Origin of the sequence: Bacillus sp. REN10, from assembly GCF_016820555.1 — a bacterium.
In the GTDB taxonomy this organism is placed as follows: Bacteria; Bacillota; Bacilli; order Bacillales; family Domibacillaceae; genus Bacillus_CE.
Window position 1 is genome coordinate 1 of record NZ_JADHDW010000029.1, and the last position, 3,576, is coordinate 3,576.

Below are 3,576 nucleotides of genomic sequence, written 5' to 3' on the forward strand. Positions count from 1 at the left end.
GGGCATAGTTTAACGGTAGAACAGAGGTCTCCAAAACCTCCAGTGTGGGTTCGATTCCTACTGCCCCTGCCAAATTCAACTTTATACGATTTGTGGCGGTCGTGGCGAAGTGGTTAACGCATCGGATTGTGGCTCCGACACTCGGGGGTTCGATTCCCCTCGATCGCCCCATATAGATCATTATTGGGCTATAGCCAAGCGGTAAGGCAACGGACTTTGACTCCGTCATGCGCTGGTTCGAATCCAGCTAGCCCAGTATGCGGAAGTAGTTCAGTGGTAGAACACCACCTTGCCAAGGTGGGGGTCGCGGGTTCGAATCCCGTCTTCCGCTCCAACAAATTAAGGCGGCATAGCCAAGTGGTAAGGCAGAGGTCTGCAAAACCTTTATCACCGGTTCAAATCCGGTTGCCGCCTCCATCATTTGCCGGTGTGGCGGAATTGGCAGACGCGCACGACTCAAAATCGTGTTCCGTGAGGAGTGTCGGTTCGACCCCGACCACCGGTATCATGTCATCGTTAGTAAATGCGATGAAATCAACGTTTCTTACACTTTGTAAGGAACGTTTTTTTATTTATCACAAATACGATTCTTATAAAAATATCGTGTACATAAAATCGTGTGCGTACCTGTCATTAAACAAGGAGGAATTAATATGGCAAGGCGTACAAACGAATTATCTATTGAGGAATTATCAATCATTAACTCACCAAAAATCGTAAAGGAAATTGATTTTAAAACGGCTCTTTCTTTATTTGTTGATGATTGCCAAATCAGAAATCTAAGACCTCAAACAATTCAATATTACAGAAATGAATTATCGGTTTTTTATAAAATACTTAGAGAAAAGGAATTAAATCCTTATACTGTAAACATCTTAAAGAAAATCTATTAAGTGACATCAAACTACTAAAAGACCGTAGAAAAGTAGTTGAAACCTTTACACATGAACAACTACAAATGCTTTTTAATCAGCCGAATTTACGTTCTTTTGTGGGTGTAAGGGATTACACTTTTATGTTATTGTTACTTGAAACAGGTGTGCGTGTGAGCGAATTAGAAGGGATTTGTGTTCAAGATATTTTGTGGAATGAATCTAAACTGCATATAAGGAATACAAAGACGTATAAAGAGCGATCGTTCCTATTCAGTCAAAGATGAAAAATCAATTGCAGAAATATATTCAGATACGTGGAGTAATGGAAACAGATGCTTTATTTGTCACTCTTGATGGTGAGAAAATGTCAAAAAGGCAATTCCAAAACAGGGTGACATTTTACGGTAAACAAGAAGGTATAACAGGGGTTAGATGCTCCTGCCACACCTTCAGGCATACCTTTGCAAAATTGAGCGTTAAGAATGGTGCTGGAATATTTGAACTACAACAAATTCTAGAACATACATCTATGGAAATGGTTAGGGTTTATGTTAACCTGTTTAGTGATGATGTATTAGATAAACATAGAGCCTTTTCACCTCTGGTAAATCTTAAAGTTAGAATGTAGAAAAAATAAAGAAGAGAATATTCAAATGAAAAAGATGCTTTACTTCAATACGGAGTAAAGCTTTTCTGACTAAACAATTGAAGAAGGAATGCTCAAAAAGGATTTTTTAATTGCCTAAGAGAATTTTATTAAGAGATTTGACTATGACGTTGAAAGTAGAGGTGCTTGGATGAAATTTCATCTATTGGGTGCAGAAACTAATATAGAGATTGATGTTTTACATAGAAATTACCCAAATAGTTCAGATTACTGGGATAGAAATTGGGTTTCTTCAAAATTAAAAATTGAAATTCCAGGATATACAGTTTCTTTTGTTGCTGATTTAAGAACGGATGAGTTAAGCGATTTTGTTAATAAACTAAAAATAATGAATAAAAATATGAAGGGGAAGGCAATCCTTAATAATTTGGATGGTTATTTAGAAATTGAAGGTGAAATGAACAAATTAGGTCAAATTATTTGGACTGCTGAAACTTGTTATCCTGCAGGTTACGGTGCTGTTCTTAATTTTGAATTTGTTTCAGACCAATCATACTTAGAAACTATAATAAAGGAATTAGATGATGTTTTAGTTGCTTTTCCTGTTTTAGGAAATCCATAGATATTATATATCTGATAGTGTTTCAACAATTTGAGGAATAGTTTCTACACATAGAGGTTTATGGATTGGAGATAATGATATATGAAGTATTTTGATTACTTGGAATTAAATAAAAATGAATTTGTTACACATTTAGAACATATTCTTACTTTGTATAAAGTACAACCTGTCGGCAACGGGTACATAGACTGTATTGTAATGAAGAATGATTTAAAAGGTTTTATAAAGGAAATAACAACTTTAGGGATACTTATTACTGATGTATCTTGGTGGTGCTATGTAAAGCCAACAAATGATAATGAATCAACTGAATGCCCACACGGAATGGGAGGTCCAGAATCAGAATATTATGAAGGTTGGTTTAGTGAATTACAAAATGACTTTTTTGAAGCAGATGTAGAAAAAGTAAATTCAATTATAAATTCATATGATAAACACTCAATTTACTCATTAAATATGCAAATAATAGATGAGATAAAAAATATGCTAAACACACCCTTTCGATACACTCCTACAGAGTATATTGAAGGTAATAAATGTGTAATGCCAGGTTTATGGTTGCTCGTTCCAGAAGATTGGAAGCGTTCTTAAAAATTTAAACATTGTCAATAAATAGAATGTCTTATCTGAAAAAGACAAACTATAAAGATAGACCATGACCTAAATGAACAATTTTATCGCTCCTTATTTGTGTTCAAATAATATTATTTATCTAATTTTTGGACAAAATGTACATTTTCCTCAAGGAGAGTGAAGGGCACAGCCCGGCGAGTAGGGAGGGGATGAATCGCGGTTCGGCACAGCCGAAAAGTGTTGGGTGGAAGACCTTCCGAACTTTGTCGAAAGAAAAAAGGATGACATTTTCCATTCGCTCTTGATAGGAACGTACATTCGTTTTATAATGATGACAAAGGAGGGGATGGGATGTATCGCACACTGAAAACAAGCTTTACAGCGTCACCGTCCACGCTTCAACAGTTGTTTCACCTCCGTCGGATCTGCGGAACGATTTGGAATGACTGCGTACAGCTGGCTCGGTATTACTACCGAATTCATGGCCAATGGATCAATAAAAGCGACCTTCAATCGGAACTCAAAGGCTTGTATCCTCTTCACAGTCAGACGATCCAAGCGGTGTGCCACAAGTTTTTGCGTGCCCGAGAAGGAGTTCGTCAAGCGAGGAAAACGAACAAGTCCATCCGCTATCCATACAAAGAAAAGTTCGTGTTTCCTCCCNCCCAGCAGGTGGTGTGATGAAAGAAGTGGAACTCATCTACGACGGTCGGTGGCATGCCTGTTTGTCGTATGAAGACGGCATCGAACCCGTCCCCATGTCAGACGGTCATACAGCCGCGATCGATCCAGGGGAAATTCACACAATTGCCGCTGTGAATACTAATGGACAAGCGCTAGTGATTTCGGGCAGAAAGATGCGCAGTGTTCACCGGTTGCGAAACAAAAAAGTGAGAGAA

2 protein-coding genes, 5 tRNA genes and 2 pseudogenes are annotated in these 3,576 nt (G+C 37.8%); all 9 read left to right on the top strand.

Annotated features, from left to right (window positions below; translation table 11 throughout):
* The first annotated feature begins 95 nt into the window (after positions 1-95).
* Positions 96-171 (top strand) — tRNA-His (locus tag IRB43_RS17455).
* A 13-nt stretch (positions 172-184) separates the two neighbouring features.
* Positions 185-256, top strand: a tRNA-Gln gene (locus tag IRB43_RS17460).
* Positions 257-259: 3 nt separating this feature from the next.
* Positions 260-334: transfer RNA gene (locus tag IRB43_RS17465), tRNA-Gly, on the top strand.
* Between the two features lie 9 nt (positions 335-343).
* A tRNA-Cys gene (locus IRB43_RS17470) sits at positions 344-417 on the top strand.
* Positions 418-423: 6 nt separating this feature from the next.
* Positions 424-505 (top strand) — tRNA-Leu (locus tag IRB43_RS17475).
* Between the two features lie 148 nt (positions 506-653).
* Positions 654-1,503: pseudogene (locus IRB43_RS17480) on the top strand (tyrosine-type recombinase/integrase).
* Positions 1,504-1,672: 169 nt separating this feature from the next.
* Complete coding sequence (locus tag IRB43_RS17485; protein ID WP_203364726.1) at positions 1,673-2,104, top strand: WapI family immunity protein; 432 nt, start codon at positions 1,673-1,675, stop codon at positions 2,102-2,104.
* Positions 2,105-2,185: 81 nt separating this feature from the next.
* A complete protein-coding gene (locus IRB43_RS17490) occupies positions 2,186-2,695 on the top strand; it encodes a hypothetical protein (protein ID WP_203364727.1) in 510 nt (169 codons plus the stop codon).
* A gap of 662 nt (positions 2,696-3,357) precedes the next feature.
* A pseudogene (locus IRB43_RS17500) lies at positions 3,358-3,576 on the top strand (RNA-guided endonuclease InsQ/TnpB family protein); the annotation flags it as partial.

Coding starts and splice junctions, on each gene's coding strand:
- IRB43_RS17490 (WP_203364727.1), top strand. CDS start 2,186: ATGAAGTATTTTGATTACTTGGAATTAAATAAAAATGAATTTGTTACA.
- IRB43_RS17485 (WP_203364726.1), top strand. CDS start 1,673: ATGAAATTTCATCTATTGGGTGCAGAAACTAATATAGAGATTGATGTT.